Genomic DNA, 15865 nt, shown 5'->3' with positions numbered 1-15865 from the left:
GGCGCCGACGGCTTCAACTGGGCGACGACTCCCCCGCGTTGCCCGTCAGATCCATCCCCGTCATCAGTTCGGCGAAGGCGCGGGCGGCGGTGGGGGACGTGAAGAGCCGGTCGAGCCGGGCGCGGGCCAGGCCGCGGTGGAAGGGACCCGACTGGGTGGCGTCACCGGCGTCGTGGAGCATGCGGGTCATCCAGTGGGAGAGCTCCTGGTCGTTCCAGACGCGGCGCAGGCACCGCTCCGAGTAGGTGCGCAGGGCCGTGTCGTCGTGGTCGTGGACGGAGTCCCGGACGGCTCGGGCGAAGAGGTCGGCGTCGTAGAGGGCGAGGTTCATCCCCTTGCCGCCCATCGGCGAGACGATGTGGGCCGCGTCGCCGACGAGGAAGAGGCGGCCGTACCGCATCGGGTCATGGACCAGGCTGCGGAGCCGGAAGATCTCGCGGTCGGTGATCGGGCCGGAGACGAGGTCCGGGTCGCCGAGCCGGGTGCGCAGGGCGTCCCAGACGCGAGCGTCGGACCAGGCGTCGGGATGGTCGTCGGGCGGGCACTGGAGGTAGTAGCGGCTGGTGTACGGGCCCCGCGGGAAGTGGGCGGCGAAGCCCTGCGGGCTGACCGCCAGGAGCGGGTGGGCCGGCGGCGGGGAGTCTGCCAGGACCGTCAGCCAGCCGATGCCGTGATCGAAGGCGTACGCGGTGAGGGCGCCCTCGGGGACGGCGGTCCGGCTGATGCCGTGGTCGCCGTCGCAGCCCGCGACAAAGGCGCAGGTGATCGTGCGGAGGCTGCCGTCCGGGGCGCGGTAGCGGACGGTGGGACGCTCGCCGGTCAGGTCGTGCAGGGAGACGTCCGCGGCCTCGAAGCGCAGGTCACCTCCGTCCGCGAGATACGCGGCGGTGAGCTTCTGGACCAGCATCTGCTGGGGGCAGAGGCGCGCCGTGGGGCCGTCCGAGCCGTCGTTGTCGGAGACCAGGTGGGGCTCGCCGTCGACCCGGATCTCCAGGATGCCCTCGTGCGGGACACCGCCCAGTACGCGGTCGGCCAGGCCCCAGGAGTCGAACATGCGCACAGCGCGGGTCTCGACGATGCCGGCGCGCTGGCGCTGTGCCACGTACTCGCGGGTCTGCCGTTCCAGGACGACGCAGTCGACGCCGCAGCGTCGCAGCAGGTTCGCGACGGTCAGGCCGGCCGGGCCCGCGCCGATCACCACCACGGTCGTGGATTCCGGTGACGTGTTCAACTCCCGTGCGCTGTCGGCCACTTGCCCACCTCCGCAAGCACCCTAGCCGAGCCGGTCGGGCATCCGGATCTGTTTCGGATCGCGAGGACGGGGCACAAGCGAGCGCAGTCCGGTGCTTCGGTCAGCAGGCACGCGTTCTTCCCGTTCTTCTCCTGCGAGGAGTGTCATCGTGCCCCGTCCATCCATCGTGCCCAATCCCCACGTGCTGCAGCAGGCGGTCGACCGCTATCTGGCCCTCGCGGCCGACGGGGACATCGCCGCCGACGTCCCTCTCCAGAACGCCGCCTACACCCTGTGCGTGCTGACCGGCACCCGCACCGTGGAGGAGGCCATGGCCGCCGTGGAGCTGCTGTGTTCCGGCGCCCCTTCGATCGGGAACGCGTCCGGGGAACGGGAGTTGGTGTAGCGACGCACCCGGTCGCGTCCTACGCGTCCGGGTCCCAGGCCTGGAGCTGGTCGAAGAGGCGTCGGTCGCCGTCGACGTGCAGGGAGTCCATCGGGATCCGGTCGTACAGGGCGAGGACCAGTTCACCTGCCGTGCCGCGGGCCGAGGCGTCGGCCGCGGGTGTCGTTCCGGGCACGGAGAGCGGGATGGACCGTGCGCCGTCGGCGGAGAGTGTGACGCGCCAGGAGCGGCCCTCGGTGGCGTGGTACTCGACGACGGCGGGCTCGTGCGGCCAGGCGCTCGTCGTGGTCGCGCAGCAGGTGAACAGGAACTCTTCGACACCGTCGAGGGCCGCCTCCGCCGGCAACGGCTGCGGGGCGCCCGCGGTGATCTGGGCGTCGTAGGTGTGCACCGTGGCCTCCTGGACCTGGTGCCGGGCCACGGCGCCGCTGGTGTGCGGCGACTGCGATCCGTCCCACCACGTCCAGCAGCCGCGATCGGGACCCGACTCCCGTAGTGCGCCCAGCAGTTGCTCCGTGGACTCGGCCGACCAGGCCAGCAGCGCCTCGCGTTCCTCCGGCGCGGTCGAGGCGAATTCCGCGGTTTTCCCCACCGGAGGAGTCTCGGCGGCTCCCGTGGTGACGATCGCGGCCCAGCGGCGGTGGACCCCGCCCAGGTGCAGCACCAGATCCCGCAGCGTCCACTCGGGGCAGGTCGGCACTTTCGCGTCAAGGCCGGGCGCCGAGGCGACCGCGGCTCGGAACGCGACCGAGCGCTCGTCGATCAGCCGCAGCAGGGCAGGGAACTCCAGAGTCTGTGTCACGTCGACTGTCTATCACCGTGCGCGGACGGACTCACAACGGATTTCACCGCCGCCGCGCCCCAACGGTCAGCCGTCGAGGGCCTGTTGGACCGCCGGGTAGCAGTCGATGATCCCGTCGATGCCGACCAGTTGGATGATGCGCAGCACGGGTGGGGCGGCTCCGGCCAGTCGCAGCCAACCGTCCGCCTCGGAGAGGGTGCGGTGGGCCGCTATGAGGACGTTGATGCCGCTGGAGTCCATGAAGGTGACGTCACCCAGGTCGAGGACGACGTGCGGTGCGGTGCCGCCCGGTGGCTCCAGTGCGTCCCTCAGTGAGCCGCAGCTCTCTTGGTCGATCTCTCCGGCCGCGGCCACGACCAAGGTGTCGTCGACGGTGTCGGAGCTGACCGCCAACCGGCCCGGCTGTCCCGCTTGTTCGGTGTCCGCCATCTGTCCTCATACACAGGTCGGTGAGCGCTACGGATCTGGATTTTCATCCGGAGTGCTGCCCCGCATCGTACGGTTGATGCCTTCGTCCGGTGGAGCCGATGGAAATTGACGGAGTGGTTGTTATCTCACGGGGTATGCGCGGGGCACGCAGAAGGCGGTGAAGAGATCCGGATGGAACCAGATGCGTCGGAGGACGCCGAGATAGCGCTGCGGGCCCGCGCCCAGGCCATACGGTCCACCGTGGCGCTGGACGGGGACGGCTCGTGCATCGCCGAGGCCCGCCGGCTGGCCGCGTCGTTCCTCGCCCGGGTCCGGGTCGAGTACGGGCTGCCGGTGTCCGACCGTGCGATGGATCTCACGCAGTTGGTGGTCAGCGAGTTGGTGACCAACGCCCGTAAGTACGCGCCGGGGCCGGTGCTGATGGATCTGCGGATCGTGGGTGCCCTGGTCCAGGTGGAGGTCTGGGACTCCGATCCGGTCCTGCCGGTCGCCCATGCCGCGGATGCCCAACGGGTGGGCCAGCACGGTCTGGAGATCGTGCGGGCCGTCGCGCGCGGCTTCGAGGCGCATCGGGAATCGGTGGGCAAGCGCATCACCGCACGTATCGACCTCACGGACAGCCCGGAGGAGAGCGTCGGCTGTGAGGGTCCATTGCACGCGTGAGAGGGGTCGAGCCGTTACCGTCCGGTACATGGCTGATCGAGTGTGGGGCAGCCGCACTCCATGTTCTCGGTGATGCGGCATGGGTGAGTCCCTCGCCCTGGTGTCCGCCCTGTGCTTCGGGGTGACCCACTTCGTCAACGGGCTGCTGTCCCGCCGGGTCGACGGCATCACCGTCGCCCTGCACGCGCAGGTGGGCGGGACCGCGCTGGCCCTGGTCCTGGCGCTGAGCCTGCCAGTTGGTTCCGCCTCGCCTGCGGACTACGGGTGGGGAGCGTTGTCGGGCGTCGGAACGGGGGTGGGCGTCGCGTTTCTCTACCGGGCGATGTCGCGGGGCGCGATGAGCGTCGTCGTCCCGGTGAGCGATGTCGGAGCCGTGGCGTTGCCGGTGCTGGTGGGGGTGGTTCTCCTCGGGGAACGCCCGTCGGCGTCCGTGTGGGTGGGTATGGCCGCCGTACTGCCCGCGCTCTGGCTGGTCTCGCAGAACACTTCGGCAGCGGGTGGCGCGAGCGCCGACGGGGTGCCCAGCGCACTGTTGGCCAGTGCGGGGATCGGGCTGCAGTTCCTGGCCATGGCCCAGGTGGGCAGCGGAAGCGGCCTGTGGCCGGTCGTGTTGAGCAGGGTGGTGTCCGTCGTGGTCATCGCCTGCGTACTGGTGCCGTACGGCGGCCACTGGGGGATGCCGGTCGGGCTGTGGGCGGTGGCCGTCGCGGCGGGCATGGTGGGGACGGCCGCCATCGTGCTGTACCTGGAGGCGACCGCCCGGCAACTCATGGCCGTGGCCACGGTGCTCTCGTCCCTGTATCCCGCCGTCCCCGTCGTGCTCGCCCTCCTGTTCCTGGGCGAACGTCTGAGCCCTCGGCAGACCGTCGGCCTGGTGTGCGCGGCACTCGCCGTCGCGCTCATCGCTCTGCGCTGACTTCGACGCCACGCCGTTTGAATCCGGCGCCGGAGGTAACCCGGACGACTAGCTCCAGGAACCACACATTTCCACCGCACATAGAGAGAGAAGTTGAAGCGCTGTGACCGCGCGCACCGACAAGAGGAAAGTCGTGCAACTGCCGCCCGAGACCGGTTGGGCGAAGGCCCGTCGCCGCAGCGGAAAGGCCGTGCGCACCTGTATTCCGCCCGTCGAGGACACTGGCGCGACGCCCCCGCCGTGCACGCTCCCCGAGGGCAACATCGTCAGAGGAGACGACTGACGCGACGGAGAACGGGCCGGAGGCCGAGAGCCTCCGGCCCGTCGCATGTCCTCGCTCGGGCGGACCGCCGTTCAGTAAGGAAGCCGACCATGTCCACGAAAGTCTCCGACTACGTTCTCCAGCGGTTGCGCGAGTGGGATGTGGACCATGTCTTCGCCTACGCGGGCGACGGCATCAACGGTCTGCTCGCCGCCTGGGGACGATCAGAGAACAAGCCGACGTTCGTCCAGTCCCGGCACGAGGAGATGTCCGCGTTCGAGGCCGTCGGCTACGCCAAGTTCTCCGGCAAGGTCGGCGTCTGCGCCGCCACCTCCGGCCCCGGCGCCATCCACCTCCTCAATGGGCTCTACGACGCCAAACTCGACCACGTCCCCGTCGTCGCCATCGTCGGCCAGACCAACCGCAGTGCCATGGGCGGCAGTTATCAGCAAGAGGTCGACCTGCTGAGCCTCTACAAGGACGTCGCCTCCGAGTACTGCGAGATGGTCACCGTCCCCGAACAGCTGCCCAACGTCCTGGACCGGGCGCTGCGCACCGCCTACGCCAAACGCACCGTCACCGCGGTCATCATCCCCGCCGACGTCCAGGAACTGGACTACTCGGCACCCACCCACGCCTTCAAGATGGTGCCCTCCAGCCTCGGCCTGACGCACTACACGGCGGTGCCCGGCGACGACGATCTGCGGCGGGCCGCCGAGGTGCTCAACTCCGGTGGCAAGGCGGCCATTCTGATCGGGCAGGGGGCGCGCGGTGCCCGCAGGGAGGTGATGGCGGTCGCCGACCGGCTCGGTGCCGGGGTCGCCAAGGCGCTGCTCGGCAAGGACGTCCTGGACGACGATCTGCCCTATGTCACCGGCGCGATCGGGCTGTTGGGGACCCGGCCGTCGTACGAGATGATGCGTGAGTGCGATGTCCTGCTGGTGATCGGCTCGTCGTTCCCCTACACGCAGTTCCTGCCGAAGTTCGGGAAGGCGCGGGCCGTGCAGATCGACATCGATCCGCACATGGTCGGGCTGCGCTACCCCTTCGAGGTCAATCTCGTCGGTGACGCCGCCGGGACGCTGCGCCGGCTGCTGCCGCTGCTGGAGCGGATGGAGGACCCGGCATGGCGGGAGAAGATCCAGGCCAACGTGGCTCGTTGGTGGGAGGTCATGGAGCGGCGGGCCGCCGTGGACGCCGATCCGATCAACCCGGAGCATGTCGTGCACGCGCTGAGCGCGCTGCTGCCGGACGACGTGATCCTGTCCGCCGATTCGGGATCGGCCGCCAACTGGTATGCCCGCCACCTCAAGTTGAGCGGTGCGATGCGCGGCTCGCTGTCGGGCACGCTCGCCACCATGGGGCCCGGCGTGCCGTACGCCATCGGTGCCAAGTTCGCGCACGGTGACCGGCCGGCGATCGCGCTGGTGGGCGACGGGGCGATGCAGATGAACGGCCTGGCCGAGCTGATCACCGTGGCCAAGTACTGGCAGGAGTGGCGGGATCCGCGGCTCGTCGTCGCCGTCCTCAACAACCGGGATCTCAACCAGGTGACCTGGGAGATGCGCGCCATGGAGGGCGCCCCGCGATTCCTGCCCTCGCAGTCGATCCCCGATGTCGCCTACGCCGACTTCGCCCGCTCGATCGGCCTGCACGGTGTCCGCGTGGAGAGGCCGGACGAGGTGACCGCCGCCTGGGAGAGCGCGCTCGCCGCCGACCGGCCGTGCGTGCTGGACTTCGTGACCGATCCCGCCGTACCGCCGATCCCGCCGCACGCCGGCCTCGACCAGATCGAGGCGGCCGCGTCCGCCGTCCTCAAGGGCGACAGCGACAGCGCGGCCATGGTGCGGCAGGGCTTCAAGGCCAAGGTCCAGGACTTCCTGCAGTGACGCATCACGCAGAAACGGGATGTCTGACCATGCCGGACAGGGGCACTCGTGACCAGGTAAGGAACCGCACGCCCTACCGAACGACCAGAGGTGAACCATGACCGAGGAGATCAAGAACCTGACCCCGAAGTACACCGTTCCCGGCATCCGGCGCGAGGACGCTGGCCGGCTGATCGGCGTGCTGCGGCTGCGGCTCCACTCCCTGAACGATCTCCATCTGACGCTGAAGCACGTGCACTGGAACGTCGTCGGGCCGCACTTCATCGCCGTGCACGAGATGATCGACCCGCAGGTCGACCGGGTACGCGAGATGGCCGACGACGTGGCCGAGCGCATCGCCGCGCTGGGTGGGGTGGCGCCGGGTACACCGGGCGCGCTGGTGGCCGAGCGCACGTGGGACGACTACTCCATCGGCCGGGCCGACGCCATCGCCCACCTCGGCGCACTCAACCTCGTCTACACGGGGCTGATCGAGGACGTCCGCGCCGCGATCAAGGAGGCGGGTGAGATCGACCCCGCCACCGAGGACCTCCTCATCGAGCAGCTGCGGGATCTGGAGCAGTTCCAGTGGTTCGTGCGGGCGCACCTGGAGAGCGCGGGCGGCTCGCTCGCCACCGGTGACGCGCGCTCCGAGCAGGAGGCCGCGGCCAAGGGCGCCGAACTCGGCTGAGCACCTGACGACGAGGACATCCCAGGTCCTGAGGCATCCCCGAAACTTGCCGTTTGACAACTATGGCCATGAGGCAAGAAAGTAGCGGGTGTCATCGCACCAGTGGGGAAGGATCTGGGATGTCCCGGTCGGCGGAGGCCACTCCGTGCGCCGGGCGGCTCGGTCAGGCGGTCCGGCTGCCGGAGGACTCGTCAAGGTCGTGTATCTGCGCCGACGCCACCGCACAGAACGACTCGAGGCCGCTGAGCAGCGCGTTGCGCCCGGCGGCCGGCATCTGCGCCAGCACCTCCCCCAGCGCCTCCTCACGACGGGCCCGCAGGTCCGAGAGGAAGGCCCTGCCCAGGCCGCTGAGGTACAGGCGAACCTCGCGCCGATCCGTGCGACTCACCTCACGGTCGACGAATCCGGCGGCCTGCAGACGGTCGCACAGCCGGCTCGTCGACGGCGGCGTCGAGGCGAGGTGGTCGGCGAGCGTGCGCAGGTTGATGCCCTCGTGGTGCTCCAGGATGAACAGGACCCGTAGCTGCGAGGCGGACGCGGGCGCTGTCGAGGCGCGCCCCCACAGGACTTCCAGCAGCTCCGCGGCCGTGGACGTGACGCGCGCGACCTCGTCGGGTTCTGGGCGGGGGTGGAAGGACGTCACGGTCACACTCTCGCAGGCGCAGGGACGGCCCACAGCCTACTAGCACGCGCAACGGACACGGATTGACAAGACCCACACGCGGCACACCAGAGAATGGCATATCTACTTCGTGAACAGATTCATGGCCGTCGAGCGGGCGCTGCGCACGGCGGCGCCCCACGAGCTGCCCGACGTCGTCGGCCGGGAGCTGGCCCGGCACTACGCGGCGGACTCCGTGGACCTGCTCGTGGCCGACTACGGCCTGACCGTGCTGCAGCCCGTGACCGACCTGACGCACACCCTGCCGCCGGTCTCCGTGCACAACACCCCGGCGGGGCGCGCCTTCGGCGCCCAGGAGCCGTTCGTGGAGGGGAACCTCGGCGACGGGCAGGTACGCGTCCATCTGCCGATCAGCGTGCGCGGGGACCGGCTGGGCGTGCTCTCGGTGACGCTGCCCGGCGGTGACCACGCGCGCGACAGCCTGACCGAACTGACCGAACTGGCCGAGGTGTTGGGCCACGAGGTGCTGGTGGCCGAGCGTGACACCGACCTGTATCTGCGGGCCCGGCGCAAGGACCGGCTGACGCTGGCGGCGGAGATGCAGTGGCAGTTGCTCCCCGGCCGCGCGTGCTCCCGGCCCGAGTTCGACCTCGGCGCCCAGTTGGAGCCCGCCTACGCGATCCACGGCGACAACTTCGACTGGTCCGCCACGGCCGACCACCTCACGCTCTATGTCTCGAACGGCATGGGCGAGGGCATAGAGGCATCGCTCCTGACGAATCTCGCCATCAACGCCCTGCGCAACGCGCGCCGGGCCGGCATCCCCCTCGCCGACCAGGCGGCCCTCGCGGACCAGGCGGTGTACGCCCACTACCAGGGCGGGCGCTACATGTCCGTGTTGATGTTCGACTTCGACCTCACCACCGGGCGGGCCCGGGTGGTGGACGCCGGGTCGCCGCAGACGCTGCGGCTGCGCGACGGGGTGGTGGAGCGTATCGCCTTCGACGCGCAGTTGCCGCTGGGCATGTTCGAGGAGACCGACTACGTCGAGCAGGACTTCCGGATCGAGCCCGGGGACCGGGTCGTCTTCGTCAGCGACGGGGTGTACGCCGTCGCCTCGCCCAGGGGTGAGGCCTACGGGGACGCGGCGCTGGCGCGGGCGATCCAGCACACGAGGCTGCTGTCGGCCGCCGAGGTGCCGAGGGCGGTGCTGCGGGAGCTGACCGGCCACCGCGGCACCCCGACCCCCGACGACGACGCCTTGGTGGTGTGCCTCGACTGGCGGGGGCGGTGAGGTGTCTGCCCAGGGCCCCCGCCCGCACGGGCGTGGCGCTAGTGTGAAGGCACTGAGCCGGAAGGGTGAACGCCGTGAGCACCTCTGAACCGCTCCCGTCGGTGGAGAGCGAGTTGCGGTCGGCCCCGCCCAACGCTCTGGTGGAGACGGCCCGGCGCCTGCTCGGCGACCGTGCCGGAGCCCAGGACGTCACCCTTCTCTTCGTCGACTACGGCCTGCGCGTGCTGCGTCCGGTCGCCCCGGGCACCGGCGAACCCCTGTCCGCCTACGACGGTCCGGCGGGACGGACGTTCACCGCCCAGACGCCCGTCGTCGAACCGTCCGGGGACGGGACGGCGACCGTGCATCTGCCCGTCACCGTGCGCGGCGACCGGCTCGGCGTCCTGTCCGCCCGGCTGCCCGCCGTCGGCGCCGATCCGGCCGGGGTGCGCGAACTCGCCGAGTTCGCCACCGCGTTGGGGCACGAGATCGCCACGGCGGAGCGCGACACCGACCTGTACCTCCTGGCCCGCCGCACCCGGCGCCTCACACTCGCGGCCGAGATGCAGTGGCAGCTCCTTCCGGGGCGCGGCTGCGAAGGCCCGGAGTTCGTGATCGGCGCCCATCTGGAACCCGCCTACATGGTCGGCGGGGACAACTTCGACTGGAACACCGACGGCACCCACCTCACCGTGACGATCACCGACGGCATGGGCCGCGGCATCGACGCCTCCCTGCTCACCGGCGTCACCGTGGGCGCCCTGCGCAACGCCCGCCGCGCCGGCCTCGGCCTCGCCGACCAGGCCCGCCTTGCCGACCAGGCCGTGTACGCCCAGTTCGGCGGCAAGGTGTACGCCTCGACCCTGCTCCTCCGCTTCGACCTCGCGACCGGCACCGTCCAGGCCGTCGACGCGGGCTCGCCCCGGCTCTACCGCCGACGCGGCGACACCGTGCGCCAGATCGAGCTGGAGGCACAGCTCCCGCTCGGCATGTTCGAGGAGACGGCCTACGAGGAGCAGATCTTCGCCGTACGGCCCGGGGACCGGCTCGTGGCGGTGAGCACCGGCGTGCACGGGGCCCGTTCGCCGGAGGGCGACCTGTTCGGCGAGGAAGCGCTGCGCCGGGCCCTCGACGCGGCGCCGACGCGGGCTCCGCAGGAGGGCGCGCGCTCGGTGGTGGCGAGTCTGATCGAGCACTTCGGCAGCACGGACCTGGAGGCCGACGCCGCCGTGGTCTGCCTGGACTGGCACGGGCGTGATTCCGTGACGCCGTGATCATCCGCCCTCGGCGGCCGGCCCGTACCGTTGCGCCGAGGCGAACGCCCGCAAACCGCGCTCCAGGGCCGCGCGCTCGTCCGGCGCCATGGCGTGTACGACCTTCGTCAGCGCCCGGGCCCTGAGTTCGGCGACCTCCGCGAGCACGTCCCGTCCGTGGGCGGTGAGACTCAGTTGTATCTCCCGGCGGGTGTGGGGGGCCGCGTCCCTGAGCAGCAGCCCGGCCGCCTCCAGCCGGTCACAGAGTCGGCTCACGGTGGGCAGGCCGGCGTCGAGCCGGTCGGCCAGCATGGTCAGGTTCGCGCCCGGTTCGGCCTCCAGGGCGTGCAGGGCGCGCAGTTGATGCGGTGACAGGCGGACCGACGCCTCGGCCGCCGCCAGGGTCCACAGGTCGGTCAGGCCGTCCACGGCATCGGCGATCCGGCCCGCGACAGAGTCCGTGCCGTGCGTTGCCACGAGTTCGACACCTCAAGGAAGTCGGCAGTGTGGTGATTCGCCGCTCATGGGGTTGCTCTACCCGAGATTCCCGCGCCCACTCAACTCAGTCACGGTCGGGGTACAGCACGGCGGAGACCCGGTGGTGCAGGTCGTGCTGGGGGCGGCCGGGGGCGGTGGGCGCGGCCTCGCGCACGGACTGGGCCAGCGCGCGCAGCTTGACGTTGGCGTACTGGGAGTGGCGGCGCAGGACGCGCATCGCGATGTCCGCGTTGATGCCGTAGAGGGCCATGAGCACACCGCGCGCGAGGTCGATGTCCTCCTGCGAGGCGCGGGCCCGGTCGATGTCGGAGTCGGCGGCACGCCGTGCCTCCTGCCGTATGGGCTCCGTCACGTCGACGGCGAACCCGCGCAGCACCACCACTTCACCGTCGTCACCGGCCCGTCCGTCGCCGACCAGCACCACGTTGCGTTCCGCGTCTCCTCCGTTGACCACCACGCGGAGATAGCAACTGAAGGGGCATCCGGTGGCTCTGCCGTGTTCAAGTGCGCTGTCGAGTCGGGTCTGGTCCTCGGGGTGGATATGTCCGCGCAGCAGCTTGGCGGTGGGCGTGACGGAGTCGGGTTCGTGGCCGAGCAGCCGGAACATCTCGTCCGACCACCACCAGGAGTCCTCCGGCAGCCGGTGCAGGAACACTCCGGTCACGTCGTCGGCACGGTCGTCCTGCGACACCATGGTCCTCACCAACCCGCCCGGTTCGTTCCCCCGTATGCCTGACCCTAGCCCCTCAGCCGGAGCGATGGGGCAGCCGGACGACCTGCACGAAGAAGTCATCGATCTGCCGGACCGCGGCGATGAACTGGTCGAGGTCGACCGGCTTGGTGACATAGGCGTTGGCGTGCAGTTTGTAGCTGCGCAGGATGTCCTCCTCCGCCGAGGAGGTGGTCAGGACGACGACGGGGATGTGCACCAGCTCCGGGTCGGACTTGATCTTCTCCAGGACCTGGCGGCCGTCGTACTTCGGGAGGTTGAGGTCGAGCAGGATGAGGTCGGGCTGCGGCGCGTCGGTGTGCTCGCCGCGCTTGTAGAGGAAGTCGAGCGCCTCCTCGCCGTCCCGGACGACGTGGAGGGTGTTGCCGATCCTGTTGTCCTCGAACGCTTCCCGGGTCATCAGTTCGTCGCCCGGGTCGTCCTCGACGAGGAGGACGTCGATCGGGGTCGCGTCAGGGAGGGTCGTCATGTCAGGGCCTTCTCGTCCGTGGGGGTGGTGTCGGTGCCGTCCGCGGCTTCAGCGACGTCGGTCGTTTCGGTGGGCTCGGCGGGCTCGGTCGCTTCCTCACCGGACGGGAGCGTGAAGCAGAAGCGGGTGCCCTCGCCGGCCGTGGAGTCGATCCAGATCCGGCCGCCGTGGTGTTCGACGATCTTCTTGCACAGGGCGAGTCCGATGCCGGTGCCGCCGTAGGCGTCTCGGCTGTGCAGCCGCTGGAAGATGACGAAGACCTTGTCCGTGAACTCCTCGGGGATGCCGATCCCGTTGTCGGCGACGCTCACCCGCCACATGCCGGGGTTGTCGGGGTCGGGGTCGAAGGTGACGGTCACGTGCGGGGCACGGTCCCGGTGGCGGAACTTCAGGGCGTTGCCCACGAGGTTCTGCCAGAGCATGGTCAGCAGGGTCGGGTCGCCGACGATCTCGGGCAGGGTCTCGGGCCGGTCGATCCGGGCGTCCGACTCCTCGACGGCCGCCGCGAGGTTCCGCAGCGCCTTGTCCAGCGCCTGGCCGAGGTCGACCGGCTCCCGGGTGTCGTCGAGTCGTCCGACGCGGGAGAAGGTGAGCAGGTCGTTGATGAGGACCTGCATGCGTTTGGCGCCGTCGACGGCGAAGTCGATGTACTGCTGGCCGCGCTCGTCCAACTTGTCGCCGTACCGCTTCTCCAGAAGCTGGCAGAACGAGGCGACCTTGCGCAGCGGCTCCTGCAGATCGTGCGAGGCGACATAGGCGAACTGCTCCAACTCGGCGTTGGACCGGCGCAGTTCCACCGCCTGGGCATCCAGCTCCGCGGCCTGTCGGCCGAGCGCCTCCTCCTGTTCGCGGGAGGCCTCCAGTTCGGTCACGATCCGTTTGCGCATGCCCTCGACGGCTCCGGCCACCGCGATGAGGTCGGCCGGGCCGTCCCCGACGATACGGTGCGCGAAGTCGCCCGCCGCGACCTGTTCCGACGCCGTGCTCAGCGCCTCCAGGGGACGCGTCACCAGCCGTCGTACGAGTACGGCGAGGACGACGCCGGTGAGCAGGAAGGCGGCGATCATGCCGCTGAGGACGGTGTCGCGCACCGTCCGCTGGTGGGCGAGATGGGCCCGGCCGTCCTTCACGGCCTGTGCAAGGTCGGTGTTCTGCTTCGCCCAGAGGGCGCGCAGACGGTCGATCTCGTGCTTGCCGCCGTCCAGGGTGGCCTGGTCGACGGTGTGCGGCCGACCAGGGGTGACGGCGGCGGCCAGGGGCTCGGCGTAGGCCCGTCGCCAGCTTGCCGCCCCGCGTTCCACCGCCCGGAGATCGGCGAGCAGGTCGGGCCGGTCGTGGAGGAGTTCGCGCAGCCGTGCGGCGGAGCGGGCCTCGTCCTGCCTGCCGCTGGTGTACGGGGCGAGGAACTGCCGGTCGGCGGCGATCGCGTAGCCGCGGACCCCGCTCTGCTGGTTGACCAGGGCGTTCTGCAGTCGGTACGCCTCGATCTGGGAGGGCTGGATCCGCAGCAGCAGATCGTCGCTGACCCGGGCGGTCTGGTTGAGCAGGTTCGCGCCGATCGCGGTGCCGACCACCACCAGCAGCACCATGAGCGACAGCGCCAGCAAGAACCATCCCTGTACCGTCAGCCGGCGCCCGATCCGTGTCCCGCCCGTCATGTACCTCACCGTTCGTCTCGTCCCGTCGGCCTCTCGTCCCGTCTGCTCGGTTCCGGCGCAGTGAATCACGTCCGGGGCAGTCGCCTCACGTCCAGTGCAGGTGCATCACGGCCACGTCGTCCGCCAGGCCGCCCTGTGTCTCGGCCAGGTTCTCGGCGGAGGCGATGAGTTCGTCGACGAACAGCTCCGGGTCCAGTGCGGCCCGCTCCCGGGCGAGCCGGAGCAGTCCGTCCTCCCCCAGCCGCTCCGCACCTCGCCCGACATGCCCCTCGAACAGTCCGTCGGTGAACAGCACCACGGCGGCGTCCTTCGGTACGGCCAGTTCCGTGACCGGCCAGTCCGCGACGCCGGGAATCACGCCCAGCGCCGGACCACCGGGCACCTCCACCCATTCCACGGCGCCGCCGTGCCGCATCAGCAGCCCGTGGTGCCCGGCCCGCACCACGCGGGCCGTGCCTTCGCCGGGTGCGGCGGTGAGGCAGACAAGGGTGGCGAAGACCTCGCTCCGGACCCGCTCGGCGACCAGGAGTTCCTCCAGCCGGGCCACCTGTTCGGCGCCGGTGACACCGCTGAGCACCAGCGTGCGCCAGGCGATCCGCAGGGCCACTCCGAGGGCGGCCTCGTCGGGCCCGTGCCCGGACACGTCACCGACCACCGCGTGGACCGTGCCGTCGCCGCTCTGCACGATGTCGTAGAAGTCGCCGCCGAGCAGCGTCTGTGCGCGCCCGGGGCGGTAGCGGGCCACCGCTTCCACGCCCTCTCCGCGCAGCAGGGGCCTGGGCAGCAGTCCCCGCTCCAGGCGGGCGTTCTCCTGGGCCTGCATCCGGCTGGCCTGGAGCGCGACCGCCGCCCGCTCGGCCTGCTTGCGCTGGATCGCGTAGCGCACCGCGCGTCCGAACAGCTCCGGCTCGACCCGGCCCTTGACCAGGTAGTCCTGTGCGCCGGCGGCGACGGCGGCCAGTCCGGTCTCCTCCTCGGCGAGGCCGGTGAGGACCACGACGGCCGCCCGCTCGGCGCCCGCCCGGACCCGGGAGAGCGCCTCAAGTCCTTGGGCGTCCGGCAGGTGCAGATCGAGCAGCACGCAGTCCGGCAGGTCGTCCGCGAGGACCTCGGCGGCCTCGGCCATCGACCGGACCCACCGCAGACGTATCTTCAGCGCGCTGTCGGCGACCAGCTCCTCCACGAGCAGCGCGTCGCCGGCATCGTCCTCGATCAGCAGGACGGCGGGCTGCCAGGTCAGCCACGCGTCCGGCCCGGCCCCTTCGTTCCCCACCGGCAGCAGGTCGTCAGCCCGCGCCTGTGGCACCACCATGGCCCTGTCCTCCCCACCGAACGGTATCCCCCGACCATAGTTGCCGTCAGACAACAGTCGAGAGCATACCGGTCCGGCGGGACGCCTCGTACGCACTCCCCACGAGCGTCGACGGATCCGCCCAACGCACCCTGCGTTCAGCGTTGTTGAGGGTACGACGGACCGCTTCGAGTCGGCGATGCGGACACCGTCACACGTCGGCCTCCTGTCGACCTCTCTGTCGTGGTAGCGCACCGTTCGCGTTTCATGTCCCCCTCCCGCTGGGTACCCGCAGGCGCACCACCGGCCGACCCAGCAGAGAAGGGAAGAATGGCGTGAACGACTACCGTGCGGACAATCCCGGGGACGAGGAAGAGCGGACGCCGAAGCCCGTGCCCAGGGACATGCCCGATCAGCAGGCGGACGCCGACGAGGATCCCTGGGAGGCCGGGGACGACTCGCCGCGGCGGGCCGAGGACGAACGGCAGGACCCGGGGGTCCCCGACACGGACGAAGCCGGCACGGGGCGGCTCGGCTCACCCCACTCGGGAAACACCAGGCCGGAGCACCCCGTGCCCGACGAATCGTCCGCGTGAGGCCGCGTGCGAGGCCTCCGCTCGTGGGGCGGTTGTTGTTTGAAGCAGACCCAGCCCGGTAGTCCGAAGAGAGGCGGTCAGGCTGTCCAACCGCTCCCGGGAGGGTTCGGCAGTGAGCCCGCCACCGGCCGCCCCCGGGGGAGTCCCGGGGGGGCCCGGTGCACCATCCCCAACAGCAAAACCCCGGCGGCCCGCACCCAATAAGAA

18 protein-coding genes are annotated in these 15865 nt (G+C 70.7%); 9 read left to right on the top strand and 9 right to left on the bottom strand.

Annotation, left to right across the window (positions count from 1 at the left end):
- Window positions 1–13: 13 nt before the first annotated feature.
- Window positions 14–1252 carry a 4-hydroxybenzoate 3-monooxygenase gene (locus ABZT04_RS32890; protein ID WP_356060677.1) on the bottom strand — a complete coding sequence of 413 codons (1239 nt, stop codon included), beginning with the start codon at window positions 1250–1252 and terminating at the stop codon, window positions 14–16.
- Between the two features lie 148 nt (window positions 1253–1400).
- Here ABZT04_RS32890 and ABZT04_RS32885 point away from each other — a divergent pair, with 148 nt between their 5' ends.
- Entirely contained in the window at window positions 1401–1637 is a 237-nt protein-coding gene (locus tag ABZT04_RS32885) for a DUF5133 domain-containing protein (RefSeq protein WP_356060674.1), read from the top strand.
- A gap of 19 nt (window positions 1638–1656) precedes the next feature.
- On the opposite strand, the gene ABZT04_RS32880 is transcribed toward ABZT04_RS32885, so the two are convergent.
- Together ABZT04_RS32880 and ABZT04_RS32875 are read right to left on the bottom strand one after the other, a co-directional pair.
- Complete coding sequence (locus tag ABZT04_RS32880) at window positions 1657–2439, bottom strand: maleylpyruvate isomerase N-terminal domain-containing protein (protein WP_356060672.1); 783 nt, start codon at window positions 2437–2439, stop codon at window positions 1657–1659.
- A gap of 66 nt (window positions 2440–2505) precedes the next feature.
- Window positions 2506–2868 (bottom strand): STAS domain-containing protein, encoded by a 363-nt coding sequence (locus tag ABZT04_RS32875; protein WP_356060670.1) that lies wholly within the window; start codon window positions 2866–2868, stop codon window positions 2506–2508.
- A 171-nt stretch (window positions 2869–3039) separates the two neighbouring features.
- Between ABZT04_RS32875 and ABZT04_RS32870 the strand changes: the two genes are divergently transcribed.
- The 5 genes from ABZT04_RS32870 to ABZT04_RS32850 all read left to right on the top strand — a co-directional run bounded on the left by ABZT04_RS32870 (window position 3040) and on the right by ABZT04_RS32850 (window position 7268).
- On the top strand, window positions 3040–3531 hold the full coding sequence (locus ABZT04_RS32870) for an ATP-binding protein (protein ID WP_356060668.1): 492 nt from the start codon (window positions 3040–3042) through the stop codon (window positions 3529–3531).
- A gap of 79 nt (window positions 3532–3610) precedes the next feature.
- Entirely contained in the window at window positions 3611–4447 is an 837-nt protein-coding gene (locus tag ABZT04_RS32865) for a DMT family transporter (protein ID WP_356060666.1), read from the top strand.
- 103 nt (window positions 4448–4550) lie between these two features.
- A complete protein-coding gene (locus ABZT04_RS32860) occupies window positions 4551–4730 on the top strand; it encodes a hypothetical protein (protein ID WP_356060664.1) in 180 nt (59 codons plus the stop codon).
- 89 nt (window positions 4731–4819) lie between these two features.
- Window positions 4820–6598: a thiamine pyrophosphate-requiring protein gene (locus ABZT04_RS32855; protein ID WP_356060662.1), complete on the top strand. Its 1779-nt coding sequence runs from the start codon at window positions 4820–4822 to the stop codon at window positions 6596–6598.
- Between the two features lie 97 nt (window positions 6599–6695).
- Window positions 6696–7268 (top strand): DNA starvation/stationary phase protection protein, encoded by a 573-nt coding sequence (locus ABZT04_RS32850; protein WP_356060660.1) that lies wholly within the window; start codon window positions 6696–6698, stop codon window positions 7266–7268.
- A gap of 163 nt (window positions 7269–7431) precedes the next feature.
- Here the strand turns inward: ABZT04_RS32850 and ABZT04_RS32845 are convergent, their stop codons facing one another.
- Window positions 7432–7917, bottom strand: coding sequence for a MarR family transcriptional regulator (locus ABZT04_RS32845; RefSeq protein ID WP_356060659.1), 486 nt, complete (start codon window positions 7915–7917; stop codon window positions 7432–7434).
- Window positions 7918–8032: 115 nt separating this feature from the next.
- Here ABZT04_RS32845 and ABZT04_RS32840 point away from each other — a divergent pair, with 115 nt between their 5' ends.
- Both ABZT04_RS32840 and ABZT04_RS32835 read left to right on the top strand, forming a co-directional pair.
- Window positions 8033–9184, top strand: a complete 1152-nt coding sequence (locus tag ABZT04_RS32840) for a PP2C family protein-serine/threonine phosphatase (protein ID WP_356060829.1) — start codon at window positions 8033–8035, stop codon at window positions 9182–9184.
- A 65-nt stretch (window positions 9185–9249) separates the two neighbouring features.
- Complete coding sequence (locus ABZT04_RS32835) at window positions 9250–10437, top strand: PP2C family protein-serine/threonine phosphatase (protein WP_356060657.1); 1188 nt, start codon at window positions 9250–9252, stop codon at window positions 10435–10437.
- Here the strand turns inward: ABZT04_RS32835 and ABZT04_RS32830 are convergent, their stop codons facing one another.
- From ABZT04_RS32830 to ABZT04_RS32810, 5 genes are all read right to left on the bottom strand, one after another.
- On the bottom strand, window positions 10438–10893 hold the full coding sequence (locus tag ABZT04_RS32830; RefSeq protein WP_356060655.1) for a MarR family transcriptional regulator: 456 nt from the start codon (window positions 10891–10893) through the stop codon (window positions 10438–10440).
- Window positions 10894–10978: 85 nt separating this feature from the next.
- Window positions 10979–11608 carry a PAS and ANTAR domain-containing protein gene (locus ABZT04_RS32825; protein WP_356060653.1) on the bottom strand — a complete coding sequence of 210 codons (630 nt, stop codon included), beginning with the start codon at window positions 11606–11608 and terminating at the stop codon, window positions 10979–10981.
- A gap of 52 nt (window positions 11609–11660) precedes the next feature.
- On the bottom strand, window positions 11661–12113 hold the full coding sequence (locus ABZT04_RS32820) for a response regulator (RefSeq protein ID WP_356060651.1): 453 nt from the start codon (window positions 12111–12113) through the stop codon (window positions 11661–11663).
- The gene (locus ABZT04_RS32815; protein ID WP_356060649.1) at window positions 12110–13771 is read right to left on the bottom strand and encodes an ATP-binding protein; all 1662 of its coding nucleotides are present in this window, start codon (window positions 13769–13771) and stop codon (window positions 12110–12112) included. The genes ABZT04_RS32820 and ABZT04_RS32815 overlap by 4 nt, the downstream gene beginning before the upstream one ends.
- An 85-nt stretch (window positions 13772–13856) precedes the next feature.
- Window positions 13857–15083 (bottom strand): fused response regulator/phosphatase, encoded by a 1227-nt coding sequence (locus ABZT04_RS32810; protein WP_356060647.1) that lies wholly within the window; start codon window positions 15081–15083, stop codon window positions 13857–13859.
- A gap of 314 nt (window positions 15084–15397) precedes the next feature.
- Here ABZT04_RS32810 and ABZT04_RS32805 point away from each other — a divergent pair, with 314 nt between their 5' ends.
- Window positions 15398–15658, top strand: a complete 261-nt coding sequence (locus ABZT04_RS32805) for a hypothetical protein (protein ID WP_356060645.1) — start codon at window positions 15398–15400, stop codon at window positions 15656–15658.
- Window positions 15659–15865 lie beyond the last annotated feature (207 nt).

Source organism: Streptomyces sp. NPDC005492 (assembly GCF_040605995.1).
Classification (GTDB): Bacteria; Actinomycetota; Actinomycetes; order Streptomycetales; family Streptomycetaceae; genus Streptomyces.
This window is presented reverse-complemented; position numbering and strand designations above follow the sequence as displayed.